Raw genomic sequence first — 18,156 nt, 5'->3', positions numbered from 1 at the left:
AGGGGCCTCGGGCGGGATCAGCCGTGCAACCAGCCCAGGCGCGAAGGCGTGACGTCGCGACCCTTGTAGTAGGCCGAGACCCCCTCGCCTTCCACGAACTCGCCGATCTCGCTGACCTTCACGCCGGCCGCGGCGGCGGCGACGCGGAAGTTCCAGGCCTCGCTGGGATCGACGGCGCAGACGATCTCATAGTCGTCGCCGCCGGAAGCCAGCGAGATACGGCCCTCGACCTGCTCTGGCTGCTGGTCCAGCCAGGCCTGACCGCCCGGCGACAGCGGCAGGCGCTCCAGGTCGACGCGCACCCGGCAGCCGCTGGCCTTGGCGATATGGGCGCTGTCGGCCAGCAGGCCGTCGGAGACGTCGGCGGCGGCCTTGGCGTGGACACGCATCGCCTCGCGCAGGGTGACGCGCGGTTCGGGCTGGCGATAGCGGCGCAGCATGGCGCCGTCGGCGTCGACCACCTCGCCCCACTGGGCCAGGAGACCCAGCCAGCCATCGCCGATCGTGCCGGAGACCATCAGGCGGTCGCCCGGCTTGGCGCCGCGTCGCAGGATGGCCCCGCCCTCGGGAACCCAGCCCAGCAAAGTGGCCGAAACGACCAGCGGCCCTGAGGTGGTGACCGTGTCGCCGCCCAGCAGCGACATGTCGAACAGCGCGCCGTCCTCGGCCAGACCCCGGGCGAAGGTCTCGCGCGAGGTGACGTCGGAGCCCGAGGGCCAGCCGATGGCCAGGAAATAGCCGTAGGGTTCGGCCGCCTTGGCCGCCAAGTCGGAGAGATTGGTGCGCAGCAGCTTGCGCGCGACGACGTCCAGGGCCTCGTCGGCCAGAAAGTGCACGCCAGCCACCATGGCGTCCTTGGTGATCACCAGGTCGTAGCCAGGACGCGACGGTAGCACGGCCGCGTCGTCCAGCAGGTCCAGCGCCGCCGGGTCGCCACGCGTTAGCGGACGCAGCAGGCGCGCGATGTGGTCGAATTCCGTCGGGGGCGCCTCCGCCGCGGCGGGCGCGGCGTCATCGTCAGCGAACCAGTCGTCTTCGTCAGTCTCGTGCATCACGGGCGATCGCGTCGAGGGCGCCATTGATGAAGCCTGACTCGGGACCCTCAAAAAAGGATTTAGCGATCTCGACATACTCGTTGATGACGACTTCGGTCGGAACGTCCGGCCGGTACATCAATTCGTAGGCGCCGGCGCGCAGCACGGCGCGGGCCGTGGCGTCCAGGCGCTCCAGGCGCCAGCCCGAGGCCAGGCGCTTGACGATGCCCTGGTCGATCTTGGACTGGTTGGTCACCACGCCCTTGGCCAGTTCGGCGAAGAAGGTCTCGTCGGCGGCGGCCAGGCGCTCGCCCTCGACATCGCGGTCGAAGCGGTGCTCGCCGAACTCGCGCACCACGGCGTCGACGCCCGCGCCCGAGACTTCCATCTGGTACAGGGCCTGGACGGCGGCGAGACGCGCCACCGAGCGCGGTTGGATGCGGTTGCCGCTCATCGGACCTGTCCCAGCAGTTGACGCTTCAGGGCGATGGTCTCGAGGCAGGCCTTGGCGGCCGAACCGCCGCGGTCGCCTTCGCTGACCCGCGCTCGGGTCAAGGCCTGGGCTTCGTCGTCGACGGCCAGGACGCCGAAGCCGATCGCCAGCCGCTTGCCGATGCCCAGATCCTGCAGGCCGCGGGCGGTTTCATTGGCGACCAGTTCGAAATGGTAGGTCTCGCCCCGGATGACCGCGCCGAGCGCGACATAGCCTTCGTAGCGCACGCCCACGGGGCGGCGAGCCGCGTCCTCGGCCATGGCGATGACCGTCGGGATCTGCAGGGCGCTGGAGACGGTGATCACGTCGTATTCCGCGCCCTGGGCCTCGATCGCCTGCACGGCTCCGCGCAGCAGCTCGTCGGAGATCCCCGAATGGCTTCGGCCCTCTACGATCAGCAAGCGGATGTTGTCTTCAACCATCTAGCTTCGAATCTCCACGGCCGCGCTTGCCGCGCGCACACAAACACACATCAGGGATTAACGAACTATAGCTCTTCTTCGACGCTGTCGCTCAGACCTTCTTCGGTCAGGAACTTGGCGAAGTCGCTGGTTTCCTTGAAATCCCGATAGACGGAGGCGTAACGGACATAGGCGACGTCATCGAGCGATTTCAACGCCTTCATGACCATTTCGCCCACCGTCGAGGACGGAAGCTCGGTCTCGCCCATGCTTTCGAGCTGCCGGACGATGCCGTTGATCATACGCTCGACGCGCTCGGCCTCGACGGGCCGCTTCTGGGTGGCCAGGGCGATCGAACGCACCAGCTTGTCGCGATCGAACGGCGAGCGCCGGCCCGAACGCTTCAGGATGATCAGCTCGCGCAGTTGCACCCGCTCGAACGTGGTGAAGCGACCGCCGCACTCGGGGCACATGCGGCGACGGCGGATGGCCGCGCCGTCTTCAGACGGGCGGCTGTCCTTAACCTGGCTTTCGGCGTGTCCGCAGAAGGGGCAGCGCATGATGTGGCCCCTCCCGCGGCGCCTAGACCATATTAGTTGTAGATCGGGAAGCGGGCCGTCAAGGCCAGCACTTCCTCGCGGACCTTACCCTCGACCTCGGCGTTGCCTTCCGGACCGTTGGCGGCCAGGCCGTTGACCACTTCGCCGATCAGCTCGCCCACGCGGGTGAACTCGGCTTCCTTGAAGCCGCGCGTGGTGCCGGCCGGCGTGCCCAGGCGAACGCCCGAGGTGATCGTGAACGGCGCGGTGTCGAACGGCACGCCGTTCTTGTTGCAGGTCATGTGGGCGCGCTCGAGGCTGTGCTCGGTGTCCCGGCCTGTCACGCCCTTCGGACGCAGGTCGACCAGCATCAGGTGGCTGTCGGTGCCGCCCGAGACGATGTTGACGCCCGACTTCAGCAGGGCTTCCGACAGCGCCTTGGCGTTGGCGATGATCTGCCGGGCATAGTCCTTGAACGCCGGCTGCAGCGCTTCGCCGAAGGCCACGGCCTTGGCGGCGATGACGTGCTCCAGCGGACCGCCTTGCAAGCCCGGGAAAACGGCCGAATTGACCTTCTTGATGATGGCTTCGTCGTTGGTCAGCACCATGCCGCCACGCGGGCCGCGAAGGGTCTTGTGGGTGGTGGTGGTGACGACGTGGGCGTGGGGGACCGGGCTCGGGAACACGCCGCCGGCCACCAGGCCGGCGAAGTGGGCCATGTCGACCATCAGATAGGCGCCGACGCTGTCGGCGATCTGACGGAAGCGGGCGAAGTCGATTTCGCGGCTATAGGCGCTGCCGCCGGCGATGATCAGCTTGGGCTTCTCGCGCTCGGCCACCTCGGCGACGTTGTCGTAGTCGATCAACTGGTCCTGCTGGCGCACGGTGTAGGACACCGGCTTGAACCACTTGCCCGACTGGTTGGCGGGCGAGCCGTGGGTCAGGTGGCCGCCGGCGGCCAGGTCCATGCCCAGGAAGCTGTCGCCCGGCTGCAGCAGAGCCATGAACACCGCTTGGTTGGCCTGCGAACCCGAGTGCGGCTGAACGTTGGCGAAACCGGCGCCGAACAGCGACTTGGCGCGTTCGATGGCGATCGTCTCGATCTCGTCGACATATTCGCAGCCGCCGTAGTAGCGCTTGCCCGGATAACCCTCGGCGTATTTGTTGGTCAGGATCGAGCCCTGGGCCTCCAACACCGCCTTCGAGACGATGTTCTCCGAGGCGATCAGCTCGATCTGGTTCTGCTGACGGTCCAGCTCGCGACCGATGCGGTCGAAGATGTCCTTGTCCGCGGTGGCGAGGTCGGCGCCGAAAAAGGCGCTGGTGTTGGCTTGGGTCATTTCGCTCTCCGGGCGTTTGGGGGAGTCGGCAGAGGCGCCCTCTTTAACGGGATGGGCGCGGCGATCAATGTAGGAACCGCATCCTGTTTTGTGCGTTGCCGTCCTGCAGGGCGGTGCTCAACCCCCGCGGAGTTCCAACGACAACAACGGGAATGGGGTATCTCATGGCGTCTCAAGGCGGCGGCACGGACACGACGAGCGACAACAACGTCGATATTCTGGGGCTCAGCGCCGAGATCGTGGCGGCTTATGTAGGTCAGAACACAGTCTCTCAGACGGCCATTCCGGACCTGATCCGTACGGTCCACCAGGCGCTCGCCTCGCTGGGCAACGGCGGCGAGGCTCCGCAACCGGCCGAAAAGGCCAAGCCGGCGGTTCCGGTGGGCCGCTCGGTGCAGCATGACTTCATCGTCTGTCTGGAGGACGGGAAGAAGCTCAAGATGCTCAAGCGCTATCTGCGCTCGCACTACGACATGAGCCCCGAGGAATACCGTCGCAAGTGGGGCCTGCCGCCCGACTATCCGATGGTGGCGCCGGCCTATGCGGCCCGCCGCTCGGACTTCGCCAAGAAGATCGGCCTGGGCAAGGGCGTGCGACGGGGAAGCTGACCGCCTCTCGCCGTTCGGGCACGCGAACGCCGCCGGACTCCGGCGGCGTTTTTCGGTTCGACGATGTGCGGTCTGGTCGAAGCTGAAGGTGCGTCTGATCCCCTGAACGTGGCGAAGACCACGTTCAAAATGTTTGAGATAGAGCCTGTTTATCCGCTTCGGATAAAATCCAAAACGGATAGGCTCTACGCCGCGTAGCCGCCCATGCGGGCGACATTGCAGTGAGCCCACAGCTTTTCCATCGCCGCGACCAGCTTGCGCATCATGTCGTCGGTATGGAACGGAGTCGGGGTGAAGCGCAGGCGCTCGGTGCCGCGTGGCACCGTCGGGTAGTTGATCGGCTGCACATAGACGCCGTGATCGGCCAGCAGCATGTCGCTGATCAGCTTGGTGTGGACGGGATCGCCGACCAGCACCGGAACGATGTGGCTCTCGTTTTCCATCACCGGCAGGCCGGCGGCCTTGAACATGGCCTTCAGGGTCGCTGCGCGCTCCTGGTGGATCTCGCGCACTTCCGGGTGCTGTTTCAGCCAGCGGACGCTGGCCAGCGCGCCGGCCACCAAGGCCGGCGGCAGCGAGGTGGTGAAGATGAAGCCCGCAGCCATCAGGCGGATGGCGTCGATCACTTCGGCGTCGCCGGTGATGTAGCCGCCCATGACGCCGAACGCCTTGCCGAGCGTCCCTTCGATGATGTCGATCTCGCCCATCAGGCCGTCGCGCTCCGCGACGCCGCCGCCGCGCGGGCCGTACATGCCGACCGCGTGGACCTCGTCCAGATAGGTCATGGCGCCGTACTTCTTGGCGAGAGCCGCCGTGGCGCGGATGTCGGCGATATCGCCGTCCATCGAATAGACGCTCTCGAAGGCGACCATCTTGGGCGCGTCGGCCGGGGCCGCCGCCAGCAGCTCTTCGAGATGCTCAAGATCGTTGTGGCGGAACACCTTGCGCGGACCGCCGCCATTGCGGATGCCGGCGATCATCGAGGCGTGGTTCAACTCGTCCGAGAAGATGATCAGGCCGGGCAGGATCTTCTGCACCACCGACAGACTGGCCTCGTTGGAGACGTAGCCCGAGGTGAACAGCAGCGCGCCTTCCTTGCCGTGCAGGTCGGCCAGTTCCTGCTCCAGCAGGACGTGGTCGTGGTTGGTGCCCGAGATGTTGCGGGTGCCGCCCGAGCCCGAGCCATGCGCGTCGACGGCGGCCTTCATGGCGTCCATGACGACGGAATTCTGACCCTGGCCGAGATAGTCGTTGCTGCACCAGACCACGACTTCACGTTCCGAGCCGTCCTGACGGGTCCAGGTGGCGCGCGGGAACTGTCCACGCTGTCGCTTAAGGTCGGCGAAGACCCGGTAGCGGCCCTCTTCGCGGATCTGGTCGACGGCGCTGCGGAACGCGGCTTTGTAGTCCATGTCGATCTCTAAACCACCGGCCGGATGGTCCGGGGGTCCCCTTAGTTCATGGCTCGGCTTTTCGCACCAAGCGCCGTTGGTGTCCATCTAGGGACGTTTACCTAGCAAATTGAAGTACGCGATTGGCCGCATCGACTTCGCCAATGAACTCCGTCGCGGATGCGGCGTCCTCGGCGATTCATCCAAGCTGCGCCAGCTTTCCGCGCAGTAACTGGATGATGGCCGAGAAGTCCTTGCCGCCGAAGCCGTTGCCGTCGAACAACGCGTACAGCGCCTCGGCCTGCGCCCCCATCGGCGTGCTGGCCCCAGCCTTGGCGGCGGCCTCCTGGGCCAGCTTCAGGTCCTTCAGCATCATGGCCGAGGCGAAGCCGCCCTCGTAGTGGCGGTCGGCCGGAGTCTGGGGCCCCACGCCCGGGACCGGGCAGTAACTGGTCACCGACCAGCACTGGCCCGATGACTTGCTGGCGATCTCGAAGAAGCGATCGGCGTCCAGACCCAACTTCTCGGCGAGGGCAAAGGCTTCGCAGGTCCCCAGCATCGAGACGCCCAGCAGCATGTTGTTGCAGATCTTGGCCGCCTGCCCCGCCCCGTGGTCGCCGGCGTGGATCGTCACGCGCGACATCGGGTCCAGCGCCGCCTCGATGGCCGGAAAATCCACGGCCGCGCAGCCGACCATGAAGGCCAGGGCGCCGGCCTCGGCGGCCATCACGCCGCCCGACACCGGCGCGTCGGCGAAGCGGAAACCGGCCTCGGCCGCCTGCCCGGCCACAGCGCGGGCGCTCTCGACGTCGATCGTCGAGCTGTCGATCAGCAAGGCGGACTTGGGCGCGCTCTTCAGAATCTGCTCGCCATAGACGGCGCGCACGTGCGGACCGGCCGGCAGCATGGTGATCACCACCTCGGCGTCCGCCACCGCCTCGGCGACCGAGCCAGCCGCCTGGCAGCCAGCCGCAACCGCCCGTTCGACCGCCGCCGCCGACAGGTCGAAAGCGTGGACCTCGTGACCAGCCTTGGCCTGATTGGCGGCCATGCCGCCGCCCATGTTGCCCAGGCCGATGAAGGCGATGCGGGTCATTGTGGAGCTCCCAGAAAAGGCGAACCGCGCCTCATGGGCGCGGCTCTTATCATTGAATATCCTGGCGCTTTCCGGCTCAGCGCGCCGTGGCCGGCTTGCGGAACTTGTAGACGAACTGGTCGGTCTTCCCGCGGATCGACGGGTCGTAGACGTTGGCCTTGCGGGAGTCGGCCGGATCCTTCAGCACGCGGCTCTCGCCCTCGAAGATGAAGCCGGCGGCCGTGACCTCGGACCTCACCACCGCCGAGTCGATGCGGTGCAGGGTCTCGGTGTCGCGCAGGCCCGAGCCGGCCTCGGCCGAATGGTCGATAACCAGGAACACGCCGCCCGGCTTCAGAGCTCTGAAGATCTGGCGGTTCACGACCGACAGGTCGGCCGGTCCCATGAACTTGTCGTGCATGTCGTGATAGTTTTGGGCGGTGAACACCAGATCCAACCTCTCCGGCGTGGAGAAGTTCGGCAGCGTGTTCAGGATCACCTTCACGTTCGAATAGGCCGGATCACGGGCGATGGCGTTCACCGCGGGCTCGCGATTGGCCAGCTTGGTCAGCTCGTCCGGCACATAGGCATAGACCACGCCCCTGGGGCCGACCGACTTGGCCAGGATGCGGGTGAAGTAGCCGCCGCCGGGGATCAGATCGGCGACCTTCGCGCCCGGGCGCACCCCGGCGAAGGTCAGGACCTCGCCCGGATGCCGGTTGGCGTCTCGGACCATGTCGGCGGCCGGACGCGACGGATCGCTGAGCGCGGCGGCGATGTTCGGCGAGATGGCCGCGGCCGCCGGGCCCGAAGGCGGCGGCGGCGGAGGTCCCATCATCGGCTGGGTGGCGCAGGCCGCGAGGCCCAGCACGGCGACGAGACTGAGAAGCGGCTTACGCATGGCAATCCTTCCGAACCGACGTGTTCTTGTTGTGCGACCCTAACCTAGCGTGACGGCTACGTCAGCGGCCTCCATTCCTCCCCGCGGGGAAGCGGAGCGAAAATCTCCTCCAGCATGGCGTCCGTGACCCCCTCGAGGGTCGCGGGATTCCACTTCGGGGCGTTGTCCTTGTCGACGATCACGGCCCGGACGCCCTCGATGAAGTCGTGCTTCATCACCACCCGCGAGCCGATCCGGTACTCCATGACCATGTTGTCAGCGAAGTCGGTCATGGCCGCGCCGCGCTTCAGCTGCTCGAAAGCGACTTTCATCGTCTGGGGCGACTTGGTCCGCATCACGGCCAACTGGGCCTTGCCCCAGTCGCTGGAGTCGAGGGTCAGGAACTCCACGATCTCCTCGACGGTCTCGCCGACGAACAGGCGGTTGAGGTCCTGCTCGAAGCCCAGCAGCGCCGCCTTGCCAGCGTCGGCGCGGTATTTCTTGAGGATCTCTTCGATGCGGCGGGGATCGGCGATGATCGCCTTCTTCAGCCCCGCCACGGCGCCGAACTCGACGAAGTGGGTGGCTACTCCCAAGCGCATGCAGTCCGCGCCCTTGATCCGCGCGCCGGTCAGGGCCAGCCACAGCCCCGCCTTGCCCGGCAGGCGCGGCAGGTACCAGCCGCCGCCGACATCCGGAAACAGGCCGATGCCGGTCTCGGGCATGGCGAAGGTCGTGCGCTCGGTGGCGATCCGCACATGGGCCGGCATCGAGATGCCGACACCACCGCCCATGACGATGCCGTCCATCACCGCCACGACGGGCGTGTCATAGGTGAACAGCAGGTGGTTCAACTGGTACTCGGTGTGGAAGAACCGTCGCGCCTCGACGCCGTCCTTGGCCCCGCTGTCGGCCAGCATCCGGATGTCGCCGCCGGCGCAGAAGCCGCGCTCGCCCGCATGGTCGATCAGGACCATGTAGATCTCGGGATCTTCCCGCCAGTCCAGCAGCGCGCCGATCATGGTCTCGCACATGCCAAGCGTCAGGGCGTGCAGGGCTTTCGGGCGATTGAGCGTGATGCGGCCGACGTTCTTCTCGACGCGGATCAGGACTTCGGGTTCGTCGGTCATCGATAGGTCCTAGGCGGGTTCGGCGACGGGCGCGCAGTCGAAGCGGTCGATCTGACCGGCCGTGAGGCGATAGACGGCGTCCTGCGGGATGTCCTGGGCCAGAGTCTCGGCTTGCGACAAGCCGGCATAGGCGCCGCGCAGCAGCCGGCCGGCGACGCCGTGGCTGACGACGATCAGCCGGCGCTCGGGCTCGGCCGCCTGTTCGCCCAGCCAGTGGGTAATGCGGGCCATCATGGCCTCATAGGTCTCGCCGCCCGGCGCGTGGAAGCCCCAGGCGTCGTCGCCGTGAAGATGCGGATTCTCGCCTCTCACCTCCTCGCGGAGGCGGTTGGACCATTCGCCGACGTCGATCTCCACCAGGCGTTCGTCGGTCGCGACCGACAGCCCCAGATGCGCGCCGATGGTCTCGGCCGTGTCGCGCGCCCGGCGCAACGGGCTGGCGACGATGCGCCACTCACCCAGGGGGCCGGCCGGCGGGTCGCGGCGAACCAGGTCGAACAACAGGTCGGCCATGGCTCCCGCCTGGGCGCGGCCCAGCGGCGTCAGGTCCGACTCCGACCGCCCCTGCAGACGGCCTTCGCGATTGTGGAAGGTCTCCCCATGGCGACAGAGATAGATCACTGCCTGAACATCTCTCGGGCGATGATGACGCGCATGATCTCGTTGGTCCCTTCCAGGATCTGGTGCACCCGCAGGTCGCGCACGATGCGCTCCAGCGGATAATCCTGGAGGTAGCCGTAGCCGCCGTGCAGCTGCAAGGCGTCATTGGCCACCTGGAAACCGGCGTCGGTGGCGAACCGCTTGGCCATGGCGCACAGCTTGGTCGCTTCCGGGTGGCGATTGTCCAGGGCGTGGGCGGCCCGGCGCACCATCAGGCGGGCGGCCTCCAGCTCGGTGGCCATGTCGGCCAGCTTGAACTGCAGCGCCTGGAAGTCCTTCAGCGCTTTGCCGAACTGGTTGCGGGTCTCCATGTAAGCCTTGGCCGTATCGAGGGCGAACTGCGCCCCGCCCAGCGAGCACGAGGCGATGTTCAGGCGACCGCCGTCCAGGCCCATCATGGCGAAGCGGAAGCCTTCGCCTTCCTGGCCGATGCGGTTCTCGACCGGCACGCGGCAATTGTCGAAATTCACCTGCGCCGTCGGCTGGGCGTTCCAGCCCATCTTGCGCTCGTTGGCCCCGAAGCTGAGCCCTTCCGTCCCCTTCTCGACCACGAAGGCCGAAACGCCCTTGGCGCCCTCGCCGCCCGTACGCGCCATGACGACATAGACGTCCGACACGCCGCCGCCCGAGATGAAGGCCTTTCCACCGTTCAGGACATAGTGGTCGCCGTCGAGCTGGGCGCTCGTGCGCATGTTGGCCGCGTCCGAGCCCGAGCCCGGCTCGGTCAGGCAGTAGCTGGCGATCAGCTCCATGGTCGTCAGACGCGGCAGGTAACGCTTGCGCAGATCCTCGGAGCCGAAGCGATCGATCATCCACGAGGCCATGTTGTGGATGGTCAGATAGGCGGCGGTCGGCACGTCGCCGTAGCTGAGCGCCTCGAAGATGATCGAGGCGTCTAGGCGCGACAGACCGCTGCCACCAACATCCTCGTTCACATAGATGCCGGCGAAGCCCAGCTCGGCGGCTTGGCGCAGGGTCTCGACGGGGAAATGCTTCTTCTCGTCCCATTCGGCCGAGAACGGGGCAAGCTGTCCTTCGGCGAAAGCGCGAGCCGCATCCTGGATTGCGACTTGATCTTCGTTCAGCGCGAAATCCATGCGCACTTCCTCCCGTTCGGGGCAAAGCCGCCCTCACCTTCTTGGCCGCTGACGTGCCGCGCCGTGCGCCGGCTGTCAACGCGTGTCGCGCGGGCCTCCAAGTGTGGCCTGAAATCCTCCGTTACACGGTGTGTAGCGGATCAGGCGTCGCACCCCCTTGATAACCATCGCCTTTCGGCCCAAATGCCGATCTCGAGTCTGGGCGTTCTCAACAATAACATTTGCATCGACGATCATGCGTTTCGTGAAACTTGCACTCGCCGCTCTTGTCGCGGCCCTGGGGATGGCCACGGCCGCGGTCCCGGCCCATGCGGCCGAGGGCGGCGACATCGCGCGTAGCTACGGCGTGTGGCGTAACCCGCACAACACCGTGCACCTGGAAATCAAGGATTGCGGCCCCAGCACCTGCGGCGTCGTCGTGTGGGCCAGCGCCAAGGCCGAGGCCGACGCGCGCAAGGCGGGCGCCGACACCCTGATCGGCAAGCAACTGCTGCGTGACTTCGAAAGCCAGCGCGACGGTTCTCTGAAGGGGCGCGTGTGGGTCCCGACCCTGAAGGTCACCCTCGTGGGGTCGGCCAACATCATCGACCCCAAGACCATGCGCGCCAAAGGCTGCGTGATCGGCAACTTCCTGTGCAAGTCGCAGCTGTGGACACGCATCGACGGACCGTCGATGCTGGCCGCCCGCACGGCGCCCTGACCTTTTCGCCCAAACGCGCAAACGCCGCTTGATTCAGCTCAAACGGCGCAGCACCCTCTAAGTGTACATTGATAACCCAGGCGTCCGAAGAGACGCCGGGGGCGACTTGGCCGTCTGTCGGCCAGCACGGGAGGAATGACATGACCGAGGCGGCGACGCTTTCGAAGACCGCGTCAGGCGCGGCCACACAGCATTTCGACGTGATCATCGTGGGCGCGGGCATTTCCGGGATCGGGAGCGCCTATCACCTTGGCGTGCAACGACCGGGGACGACCTTCACGGTGCTGGAGGCGCTCGAGAGTTTTGGCGGCACCTGGCTAACGCACACCTACCCCGGCATCCGCTCGGACAGCGACCTCTACACTTTCGGCTATCGCTTCAAGCCGTGGGTCGGGCCACCGATCGCCACCGCCGCGGAAATCCTCGACTACATGAGCGAGGTGATCACCGAGAACGACTTGGCGCGCCACATCCGCTATCGGCGACGGATCGTCTCGGCCAGTTGGTCGTCCGCTGACAAGCTCTGGACGCTGGAGGTCGCTGGCCCGGACGGCGCCGAGCGCTACACCACCAACTTCCTGTGGATGTGCCAGGGCTATTACCGTCACTCGGTGGGCTATACGCCCGACTGGCCCGGCATGTCGGACTACAAGGGCCGGATCGTGCATCCGCAAACCTGGCCCGACGACCTCGACTTGAAGAACAAGCGGGTGGTGGTGATCGGCTCTGGCGCGACGGCCGCGACGCTGGTTCCCAACATCGCCGGCGACTGCGCCCATGTCACCGTGCTGCAGCGCTCGCCCACCTACTTCGTGCCTGGCCGCAACGAGAACGAGCTGGCCAATGTCCTGCGCCAGCTGGAGATCGACGAGACCTGGATCCACGAGATCGTTCGCCGCAAGGTGCTGTTCGACCAGAACGAATTCACGCGGCGCTCGATCGAGGAGCCCGAAGTGGTCAAGGCCGAGTTGCTGGAAGGCGTGAAGGCCTTCCTGGGTCCCGACTTCGACATCAAGACCCATTTCACGCCGCGCTATCGTCCGTGGCGGCAGCGCATCGCCTTCGTGCCCGACGGCGATCTCTTTCAGGGGATCGCCTCCGGCAAGGCCTCGGTGGTGACCGACGAGATCGACCGTTTCACCGAGACGGGGCTGCTGCTCAAGTCCGGCAAGACGCTGGAGGCGGACGTCGTCGTCACGGCGACGGGCTTCGACCTCAGCGTCCTGGGCGACATCGCGTTCGCGGTGGACGGCAAGCCGCTCGACTTCGCCAAGACGGTCACCTACCGCGGCATGATGTTCACCGGCCTGCCGAACCTCGTCTGGGTCTTCGGCTATTTCCGGGCCAGCTGGACCTTGCGCGCCGACATGATCGGCGACTTCGTCTGCCGGCTGCTGGCCCACATGGAAGCCAAAGGCGCGCGACAGGTCGAAGTCGCCCTGCGGCCGCAGGACGCGGACATGAAGATCGGCGAATGGATCGATCCAGAGGACTTCAATCCCGGCTATCTGATGCGGAACATGCATCTGCTGCCCAAGGCCGGCGACAAGCCGGAGTGGCGACACACCCAGGACTACTGGACCGAGAAGGACCTCTTCCCGACCCTCGACCTGGACGATCCGGCGTTCCGCTATTCTTGAGCCTCTTAAGGGTCCCATGAACTTGCCTAGAGAGGCGGCGCGGTCCAAATCAACGCCATGACCGTTCCGCCCCTCGCTCCCTATCCCGCCACCCGCCTGCGCCGCCTGCGCCAAGCTGACTGGACCCGTCGCCTCGTCCGCGAGACCGAGGTCCGACCATCGGACCTGATCTGGTCGATGGTGGTGCACGAGGGCGAAGGGACGATCCCCGTCGCCTCGATGCCGGGCGTCGAGCGCCTTTCCGTCAAGGAGGCCGCCAAGGCCGCTGTCCGCGCCCGCGACCTGGGCATCCCCGCCATCGCCATCTTCCCGCACATCGACGGCTCGCGGAAGGACGCGACCGGCTCGATCGCCGCCGATCCGGACGGCGTCATCCCCCGCGCCGTCAAGGCCATGAAGGACGCCGCCCCCGAGGTCGGCATCATGTGCGACGTCGCCCTGGACCCCTTCACCGACCACGGCCACGACGGCGTGATCGAGGGCGGCAAGATCCTCAACGACCCGACCATCGAGCGCCTGGTCGAACAGGGGCTGATCCAGGCCGAGGCCGGCGCCGACATCCTGGCTCCGTCCGACATGATGGATGGCCGTATCGGCAAGCTGCGCGCGGCGCTGGAAGGCGCGAACTTCCAGGACACGATGATCATGTCCTACGCGGCCAAGTACGCCTCGGCGTTCTACGGTCCGTACCGCGACGCTATCGGCTCGGCCAAGCTGGCCGGCGGCCAGGGCGACAAGAAGACCTACCAGATGGACCCGGCCAACACCGAGGAAGCCATCCGCGAGGTCGCGCTCGACATCGCCGAGGGCGCCGACATGGTCATGGTCAAGCCGGGCATGCCGTATCTGGACATCGTCCGGCGCCTCGTCGACGAGTTCCGCATGCCCACCTACGCCTTCCAGGTGTCGGGCGAGTACGCGATGATCATGGCCGCCGCCCAGAACGGCTGGATCGACCAGGACCGCGCCATCCTCGAAAGCCTGTCAGCGTTCAAGCGCGCCGGCGCGGCGGGCGTCATCACCTATTTCGCCCCCTGGGCGGCCGAGAAGCTGGGCTGACGTGGCCGCGCCGAGGACCGCCTTCAGCCAAGGCCGGTTCTATGGCGCGCCGACCGTCGAGCGCCAGCTTCACGGCGTGCGCCTGGCGCACCTGGAGGCCACCAAGCGCGCCGAGCATGTCGACGAGCACAGCCACGACGACGCCCACTTCGTGCTGGCCACCCACGGCCGCTACCTGACCACCGCCGCCGGCCCCGAGACGGAGGGGCCGGTGCTGGTCTTCAACCCGCCGGGCGTGGTGCATCGCGACCGCTTCGTCGATGTCGGCGGCTATTTCCTGGCCGTCAGCTTCGCCCCCACCGACTGGCGGACCCTGGCCGACGCCGGACGCGGCGCGGCGATCGACGCTCTGCGGCTGACCGGTCCCGCCGCCCGCCGCGCGGCGCTGCGCCTGACCCGATCGCTGCTGGCCCGCGACGCCGAGACGCTGTCGCTGGAGGGCCTGAGCCTGGAGCTGGCCGCCCAGGCGCTGACGCCGGCCTCGGACGGCGACAGCCGCCCACCCTGGCTGGACCGCGCCGAGACCTATCTGGCCGACACGTTCGACCAGCCGATCAGCGTCGCGGATCTCGCCGAGATCGCCGGGGTGCATCCGGTCCACCTGGCGCGCGGCTATCGCCGCTGGCTCGGAGCGGCGCCCGGCGACCGCCTGCGCACCCGCCGGCTGGAGCGGGCCGCCGACCTGCTGATGCGCGGCCGCGATCCGATCGGCGAGATCGCCCTGGCCACCGGCTTCTGCGACCAGAGCCACCTCAATCGCCAGTTCCTCAAGGCCTATGGCGTCACGCCTGGCGAGTTCGCCCGGCTGTGCGGTCGCCGGCCGGAAGTTTCAAGCGTCCAAGACGAGGCGGCCGGCTCAGCCTAGACGGCGGAGGTTCCTTTTGGAGTTCACGCCTTGAAAGCCTTCGCGTTCGCCGCCGCCCTCGTCCTGACACCGCTGGGCGCCCAGGCCGCCGACTGGTCCACGGCCACGCCCGCCGCCGAGGGCCTTTCCGCCGCCAAGCTCGACGCGATGTCGGCCGCCATCAAGGCCGGACAGTTCCAGCAGATCACCAGCGTCCTGGTCGCACGCCACGGCAAGCTGGTGTTCGAGGCCTATTACGACGCCGATCAGAAGGACGGCGGTCCCGAGGCGCGGCGCAATACCCGCTCCACCACCAAGACCGTCACCGCCATGCTGGCCGGGGCCGCCATCGCCCGCGGCGCCCTGCCCGGCGTCAACGCGCCCATCAAGGCCTACCTGAAGGACCGCCCGCCGGTCGCCAATCCTGACCCGCGCAAGGACAAGGTCACGGTCGAGGACCTGCTGACCATGAGCTCGATCGCCGAGTGCGATGACGACAACGAGTTCTCGCGCGGCAACGAGGAGCGGATGTACCTGATCGAGGACTGGGTCGGCTTCTACCTCGACCTGCCGGTGCGTGGCTTCCCCGACTGGATGCCCAAGCCGGAGGCTTCGCCGTATGGCCGCAGCTTCAGCTACTGCACCGCCGGGGTCGTGACCCTGGGTCAGGTCGTCCAGAACGCCGTGAAGAAGCCCCTGCCCGCCTTCGCCGACGAGGTGCTGTTCAAGCCGCTCGGCATCGAGGCCCCACACTGGCAGATATCGCCCAAGGGCCTGGCCATGGGCGGCGGCGGTCTGGGCCTGCGTAGCCGCGACCTGCTGAAGCTGGGCCAGCTCTATGCCAATGGCGGCCAGTGGGACGGCAAGCCGGTGCTGCCGGCCGACTTCGTGAAGGCGGCCGTCGCGCCCCACGCCAACGCCCGGGAGAACACCGACTACGGCTACCTGATCTGGCTGCAGACCTTTGCCGGCCACAAGGCCTGGGTAATGAGCGGCACGGGCGGCCAGAAGGTCGCCATCGTACCGGACCTCGACCTGGTGGCGGTGATCACCACCACCAACTTCGGCGTCCGCCAGCCGCACGTCATCGCCGAGAAGCTGCTGACCGAGCACATCCTGGCGGCGGTCGAGAAATAGCGCCGCGAAGCCCGGAAAAGAATCGGGGACGCGGCTATCTTCCCGGGATGAGCCGCGTCCTCGACATCGTCACCGCCGTGATCCGCGACCAGGACGGCCGCATGCTGCTGGTCCGCAAGCGCGGTACCGCCACTTTCATGAAGCCCGGCGGCAAGCGCGACGCCGGCGAGGACGATCTCACCACCCTGGCGCGCGAGCTCGACGAGGAGCTGGGTTGCCGGCTGGTCCATGCCGAACTGCTGGGCCATTTCTCGGCCCCGGCCGCCAACGAGGCCGGCTTCACCGTCCAGTCGGCGACCTATCTGGCCACGGTCGAGGGCGACATCGCCGCTCAAGCCGAGATCGAAGAACTGGTCTGGATCGACCCGGCCGCGCCGGGCGACCTCCGCCTGGCGCCCTTGCTGACGCAGGCCGTCCTGCCGGCGCTGCTGGCCCGCGCCTAGAGCCTGTCCCGTTTAGATGGAGCCATCTAAACGGGATAAACAGGCTCTAGAATCAAACATTTAGAGCCCTTTTGAACGCTTTAGATGATTCCATCTAAAGCTAAAGGGCCCTAGGCCTTGCCGCCCATGGCGGTGATCCGTCCCGCGACCATCTCCAGCGCCAGTTCACGCGCGCGGCCCGACGGCCGGCCCAGCAGCTCGCTCAGCGTCGGCCCGAACAGGCCCACCCCGATCGCCAGGATGATGTTGACCAGGATGAAGTCGACGATCTTGTCGCGCTCGACGCCGACGTCGCGCGCCAGCCGCGTCTGAACCACCTCGTCGACGACCCCTCGCACCAGGGTCATGCGCCGCCCTTCCCCGGTCAGCTCCAGCCACGCCGCCAGCCGCGCCACGCCCTTGGCCTCGAAGGCGTCGAACAGGGCCTGGGCCCCGAAGCCCGGCGAAACGCCCTGCGCGTTGAACCCGACGATGATCTTGTCGGCCAGTTGCCGGATCATCCGCTCCATCAGCGCCGTCTCGACCCCGGCGATCGAACCGAAGTGGTGGATGACATTGGCGTGGACCACACCGGCGGCCTTGGCGACATCGGCCAGCTTGATGGCCTGGGGGCCGTGTTCGACCAGCAGGACTTCGGCGGCCGCGAGGATGTTCTCGCGCGCGGCCTCGGGCGTACGACGCACGCGGGTCTTCGGGGCTGAAGCCTCTATTGACATTTTTGTCAGTACAACTCACTCTGCGCCATCGAGCGGCTTAGACAGCCCTAAACCGGCGGAGCGCAGAACGCCATGATCGACACCAAAACCACCCCGGCCGACCTGGACGTCACCCCGCGCGACATCCGCTTCGACCTCGCCGACGCCCAGAAGGGCCACTGGCTGGGCGGCGATCCCGTCGGCACGGCGGTGTTCAACGCCCTGTCCCTGACCTTCCCGGACGGCGAGCGCCTGTTCATGGACGCGGTTCGCAACTACCGCCACCTGCTGACCGGCAAGCTGCTGGACGACGCCAGGAACTTCATCGCCCAGGAAGCCATCCACTCGCGCGAGCACCATCAGCTGAACAGCCTGATCGACCGCGACCGCTATCCGGTCGCCGAGATCGAGGAGACGGTGCGGGGCCGCGTGAAGATGGCCCGCGAGCGCGGCCAGATGGCCATGCTGCTGTCGACCATCGCGCTGGAGCACTTCACGGCGATGATGGCCGAGACCCACGCGCGTCATCAGGACCTGTTCGACAAAGCCCATCCCGAAGTCGAGAAGCTGTGGCGCTGGCACGCCATGGAGGAGACCGAGCACAAGGCGGTCGCCTATGATGTCTTCATGGTCGCGACCAAGGACTGGTCGGCCCGCCGCCGCTATTTCACGCGCTGCCGGGCGATGTTCTTCGTGACCATCATGTTCACCCGCAACATCTGCCGCTACTCCGCCCGCCTGCTGGAGGCCGACGGCTATTCGCCCAAGGCGGCGCTGAAGGCGGTCAACGCGTTCGTCTGGGGCAATCCCGGTCTGTTCCGCCGGGGCTGGAAGACCTATTTCGCCTGGTACCGCCCCGGCTTCCACCCCTGGGACCAGGACGACCGCGCCGCCTTCGCCGGCTGGAAAGCCGAGTTCGACGCGGCGGCGGCTTAGGGGTCTTTCGAACCAAAACACCCGATCTCCCCGGCGAATGCCGGGGCCCAGATC

At 67.1% G+C, this 18,156-nt stretch carries 20 protein-coding genes; 8 read left to right on the top strand and 12 right to left on the bottom strand.

What is annotated here, in order from left to right; all coding sequences use genetic code 11:
- Window positions 1-17: 17 nt before the first annotated feature.
- The 5 genes from thiL to glyA form a co-directional block, all read right to left on the bottom strand.
- The gene (gene thiL, locus AC1RNC_RS05250; protein WP_492884280.1) at window positions 18-1,079 is read right to left on the bottom strand and encodes a thiamine-phosphate kinase; all 1,062 of its coding nucleotides are present in this window, start codon (window positions 1,077-1,079) and stop codon (window positions 18-20) included.
- Window positions 1,039-1,488 (bottom strand): transcription antitermination factor NusB, encoded by a 450-nt coding sequence (nusB, locus tag AC1RNC_RS05245; protein ID WP_492840076.1) that lies wholly within the window; start codon window positions 1,486-1,488, stop codon window positions 1,039-1,041. Before nusB ends, thiL begins: the two co-directional genes overlap by 41 nt.
- On the bottom strand, window positions 1,485-1,949 hold the full coding sequence (locus AC1RNC_RS05240) for a 6,7-dimethyl-8-ribityllumazine synthase (protein WP_492884278.1): 465 nt from the start codon (window positions 1,947-1,949) through the stop codon (window positions 1,485-1,487). Before AC1RNC_RS05240 ends, nusB begins: the two co-directional genes overlap by 4 nt.
- A gap of 65 nt (window positions 1,950-2,014) precedes the next feature.
- Window positions 2,015-2,488: a transcriptional regulator NrdR gene (gene nrdR / locus AC1RNC_RS05235; protein WP_492840078.1), complete on the bottom strand. Its 474-nt coding sequence runs from the start codon at window positions 2,486-2,488 to the stop codon at window positions 2,015-2,017.
- A 32-nt stretch (window positions 2,489-2,520) separates the two neighbouring features.
- Entirely contained in the window at window positions 2,521-3,807 is a 1,287-nt protein-coding gene (gene glyA, locus AC1RNC_RS05230) for a serine hydroxymethyltransferase (RefSeq protein WP_492884276.1), read from the bottom strand.
- A 164-nt stretch (window positions 3,808-3,971) separates the two neighbouring features.
- Here glyA and AC1RNC_RS05225 point away from each other — a divergent pair, with 164 nt between their 5' ends.
- The gene (locus AC1RNC_RS05225; protein WP_492840080.1) at window positions 3,972-4,415 is read left to right on the top strand and encodes a Ros/MucR family transcriptional regulator; all 444 of its coding nucleotides are present in this window, start codon (window positions 3,972-3,974) and stop codon (window positions 4,413-4,415) included.
- A gap of 185 nt (window positions 4,416-4,600) precedes the next feature.
- On the opposite strand, the gene hemA is transcribed toward AC1RNC_RS05225, so the two are convergent.
- From hemA to AC1RNC_RS05195, 6 genes are all read right to left on the bottom strand, one after another.
- Window positions 4,601-5,827 (bottom strand): 5-aminolevulinate synthase, encoded by a 1,227-nt coding sequence (gene hemA / locus AC1RNC_RS05220; RefSeq protein WP_492884274.1) that lies wholly within the window; start codon window positions 5,825-5,827, stop codon window positions 4,601-4,603.
- Between the two features lie 178 nt (window positions 5,828-6,005).
- On the bottom strand, window positions 6,006-6,902 hold the full coding sequence (mmsB, locus tag AC1RNC_RS05215; RefSeq protein WP_492840082.1) for a 3-hydroxyisobutyrate dehydrogenase: 897 nt from the start codon (window positions 6,900-6,902) through the stop codon (window positions 6,006-6,008).
- Between the two features lie 76 nt (window positions 6,903-6,978).
- Window positions 6,979-7,782, bottom strand: coding sequence for a class I SAM-dependent methyltransferase (locus tag AC1RNC_RS05210; protein ID WP_492884272.1), 804 nt, complete (start codon window positions 7,780-7,782; stop codon window positions 6,979-6,981).
- 56 nt (window positions 7,783-7,838) lie between these two features.
- The gene (locus tag AC1RNC_RS05205; protein WP_492884270.1) at window positions 7,839-8,891 is read right to left on the bottom strand and encodes an enoyl-CoA hydratase/isomerase family protein; all 1,053 of its coding nucleotides are present in this window, start codon (window positions 8,889-8,891) and stop codon (window positions 7,839-7,841) included.
- A 9-nt stretch (window positions 8,892-8,900) separates the two neighbouring features.
- On the bottom strand, window positions 8,901-9,512 hold the full coding sequence (locus AC1RNC_RS05200) for a histidine phosphatase family protein (protein WP_492884268.1): 612 nt from the start codon (window positions 9,510-9,512) through the stop codon (window positions 8,901-8,903).
- The gene (locus AC1RNC_RS05195) at window positions 9,509-10,654 is read right to left on the bottom strand and encodes an isobutyryl-CoA dehydrogenase (protein ID WP_492884266.1); all 1,146 of its coding nucleotides are present in this window, start codon (window positions 10,652-10,654) and stop codon (window positions 9,509-9,511) included. Before AC1RNC_RS05195 ends, AC1RNC_RS05200 begins: the two co-directional genes overlap by 4 nt.
- 229 nt (window positions 10,655-10,883) lie before the next feature.
- Here AC1RNC_RS05195 and AC1RNC_RS05190 point away from each other — a divergent pair, with 229 nt between their 5' ends.
- The 6 genes from AC1RNC_RS05190 to AC1RNC_RS05165 all read left to right on the top strand — a co-directional run bounded on the left by AC1RNC_RS05190 (window position 10,884) and on the right by AC1RNC_RS05165 (window position 16,471).
- On the top strand, window positions 10,884-11,348 hold the full coding sequence (locus AC1RNC_RS05190) for a DUF2147 domain-containing protein (RefSeq protein WP_492884264.1): 465 nt from the start codon (window positions 10,884-10,886) through the stop codon (window positions 11,346-11,348).
- A gap of 140 nt (window positions 11,349-11,488) precedes the next feature.
- Window positions 11,489-12,988, top strand: a complete 1,500-nt coding sequence (locus AC1RNC_RS05185; RefSeq protein ID WP_492884262.1) for a flavin-containing monooxygenase — start codon at window positions 11,489-11,491, stop codon at window positions 12,986-12,988.
- A 57-nt stretch (window positions 12,989-13,045) separates the two neighbouring features.
- Window positions 13,046-14,047 carry a porphobilinogen synthase gene (gene hemB / locus AC1RNC_RS05180; protein ID WP_492884260.1) on the top strand — a complete coding sequence of 334 codons (1,002 nt, stop codon included), beginning with the start codon at window positions 13,046-13,048 and terminating at the stop codon, window positions 14,045-14,047.
- Between the two features lies 1 nt (window position 14,048).
- On the top strand, window positions 14,049-14,912 hold the full coding sequence (locus AC1RNC_RS05175) for a helix-turn-helix transcriptional regulator (protein WP_492884258.1): 864 nt from the start codon (window positions 14,049-14,051) through the stop codon (window positions 14,910-14,912).
- 30 nt (window positions 14,913-14,942) lie between these two features.
- Window positions 14,943-16,028 carry a serine hydrolase domain-containing protein gene (locus AC1RNC_RS05170; RefSeq protein ID WP_492884256.1) on the top strand — a complete coding sequence of 362 codons (1,086 nt, stop codon included), beginning with the start codon at window positions 14,943-14,945 and terminating at the stop codon, window positions 16,026-16,028.
- 47 nt (window positions 16,029-16,075) lie between these two features.
- Window positions 16,076-16,471 carry an NUDIX hydrolase gene (locus tag AC1RNC_RS05165; RefSeq protein ID WP_492884254.1) on the top strand — a complete coding sequence of 132 codons (396 nt, stop codon included), beginning with the start codon at window positions 16,076-16,078 and terminating at the stop codon, window positions 16,469-16,471.
- Between the two features lie 110 nt (window positions 16,472-16,581).
- Here the strand turns inward: AC1RNC_RS05165 and AC1RNC_RS05160 are convergent, their stop codons facing one another.
- On the bottom strand, window positions 16,582-17,187 hold the full coding sequence (locus AC1RNC_RS05160; RefSeq protein ID WP_492884252.1) for a TetR/AcrR family transcriptional regulator: 606 nt from the start codon (window positions 17,185-17,187) through the stop codon (window positions 16,582-16,584).
- A 72-nt stretch (window positions 17,188-17,259) separates the two neighbouring features.
- Between AC1RNC_RS05160 and AC1RNC_RS05155 the strand changes: the two genes are divergently transcribed.
- Window positions 17,260-18,102: a metal-dependent hydrolase gene (locus tag AC1RNC_RS05155; protein WP_492884250.1), complete on the top strand. Its 843-nt coding sequence runs from the start codon at window positions 17,260-17,262 to the stop codon at window positions 18,100-18,102.
- The last annotated feature ends 54 nt before the right edge of the window (window positions 18,103-18,156 follow it).

This window comes from Caulobacter sp. GW822-FHT01G02 (assembly GCF_058802865.1).
The sequence above is the reverse complement of the archived record's forward strand: the minus strand, read 5'-3'. Positions and strand labels throughout refer to the sequence as shown.